Below are 1,766 nucleotides of genomic sequence, written 5' to 3'. Positions count from 1 at the left end.
GCTCGGCATGAGGATGCCGCGATGACGCTCATCCTGCCGCTGCTGTTTCTGCTCACCGCCGTGTCGGGCACCGCCGTGGTGCTGGTGCGCGACCCAGCCCGTCAGATCTTCGCCATCGCGGTCAACGGCCTCGTGCTGGCGGCCGGTCTCAAGCCGAACGGCACAGGGCCGAACCACGTCATCACGGGATCCGGCCCGACGCCTCATCTCTATTTCTGCTGCATCGTCACCGACCCGTGGTCGGGATCGACCGCTGCAACCCGTGGGCCGTGAACGCCCATCGGGATCAAAACCTGTAGCCCGCGGTTGCAGGCCTCCGTGAGCCGGTCGCTGTCATCGGTTGGCAGGACCAACAGCAATTCGCGCATTACGCCCTGAACGACGATCGCGCGTTCGCCCTCCTGGAAAGCGCTATCGCGCGCCCGCACGAGCGCCGAGGCGACGTTCTCGGCGATGATCTGCGCGATCAGCTCAAGATCCGGTCTCATCGTTTTAGCTCAGCTCGATCGGAAGAGAGCAGAGTGGGTACTCCCGCATTGCAAAGCCGGACCTGCCAGCACAATGTGTTTGCGCTCTTTCAGATAGGTGCATCGTGGACGAGAACGCTGAGAACATCGAGGCCGGAGCCACCGATTATACCGGTCTGACGACGAACCTCGTCTCAGCCTACGTGTCGAACAATCGTGTGCCGCCAGCGGAGCTACCAGCCTTGATCGCCAGCATGTACGCTGCGCTTGGCGGGCTTGGGCGAGGTGACGCAACCCAGGCTCCGCCAACTCAGAAGATGACTGCCGCTCAGATCCGCAAGTCCATCACGCCTGACGCGCTGATCAGCTTCATCGACGGCAAGCCGTACAAGACGCTCAAGCGGCATCTTACGGGCAATGGTATAACGGTGGAGCAGTACTGCGAACGCTTCGGTCTACCGCGTGATTACCCCATGACGGCGGCCAGCTACTCTGAGATGCGCGCAGGCTTGGCCAGAAGCTTAGGTCTCGGCCAGAGGCGTCGGAAGGCAGTTCCCGAGGCTGCAGATCTTAGCGAGACGACCTCCGAGAAGCCGAAGCGAGCCGGGCGGCCGCGGAAGGCGAAGGACGCCGCTGAGGCGTAGAGCGATCGATCGCGGCCGCGCCTCACTCCCGCCACAAGTGTGGCACGCGAGATACAGCTTGGCTGTGGAAAACCCGCTACCCTGATCGGTGATCGGGCATTCTGCTGGGGAAATCACAGTCATGAAAAAGCTTCTGGCCGCGCTGGCCGCCTTCACCGCGCTCACCGGCGCCGCTTCGGCCGCCGACCTACCGCGTCGCGCCGCGCCGCCGCCGATCTTCACGCCCGTGCCAGTGTTCACCTGGACCGGCGCCTACTTCGGTATCAATGCCGGCTACGCCTTCGACGCGAGCAACAACACGGCCAACGGCTTCACCCAGACCGCCGGCAACCCCGTCGCGATCACGGGCGCGGCTCTGTCGGTTCCGGCCATCCTGGCGCCCGGCTCGACGCTGACCTACGGCCGTAACCAGAACGAAGGCTTCTCCGGCGGTGGCCAGATCGGCTACAACTACCAGTTCACCCCGGGCACGGGCGTCGTCGTCGGCTTCGAGGCTGACGCTCAGTACCTCGACTTCGGCAATCGTCGTCAGAGCTTTGCCGTGTCTGGCGCGACCGGCCCGCAATTCGGTAACTTTGTTGCGGCCAACGGCCTGCTCAGCACGCTCGACTTCTTCGGCACGGTTCGCGGCCGCCTCGGCTACGCCTTCGACCGC

General features: G+C 64.3%; 3 protein-coding genes and 1 pseudogene. 3 read left to right on the top strand and 1 reads right to left on the bottom strand.

The genetic code is table 11. The features are described 5' to 3' along the window. On the top strand, positions 1 to 273 hold a 273-nt coding region (locus tag MKK82_RS06825), incomplete at its 5' end, for a hypothetical protein (protein WP_243985058.1). Here the strand turns inward: MKK82_RS06825 and MKK82_RS06820 are convergent. Further along, entirely contained in the window at positions 210 to 488 is a 279-nt protein-coding gene (locus MKK82_RS06820) for a hypothetical protein (RefSeq protein WP_243985057.1), read from the bottom strand. The genes MKK82_RS06825 and MKK82_RS06820 overlap by 64 nt on opposite strands. 104 nt (positions 489 to 592) lie before the next feature. On the opposite strand from MKK82_RS06820, the gene MKK82_RS06815 reads away from it, so the two are divergent. Both MKK82_RS06815 and MKK82_RS06810 read left to right on the top strand, forming a co-directional pair. Then, positions 593 to 1,111, top strand: a complete 519-nt coding sequence (locus tag MKK82_RS06815) for a MucR family transcriptional regulator (protein WP_243985056.1) — start codon at positions 593 to 595, stop codon at positions 1,109 to 1,111. A 121-nt stretch (positions 1,112 to 1,232) separates the two neighbouring features. Continuing rightward, positions 1,233 to 1,766: pseudogene (locus MKK82_RS06810) on the top strand (porin family protein); the annotation flags it as partial.

Source organism: Methylobacterium sp. E-046, from assembly GCF_022829625.1.
In the GTDB taxonomy this organism is placed as follows: Bacteria; Pseudomonadota; Alphaproteobacteria; order Rhizobiales; family Beijerinckiaceae; genus Methylobacterium; species Methylobacterium longum.
The sequence above is the reverse complement of the archived record's forward strand: the minus strand, read 5'-3'. Positions and strand labels throughout refer to the sequence as shown.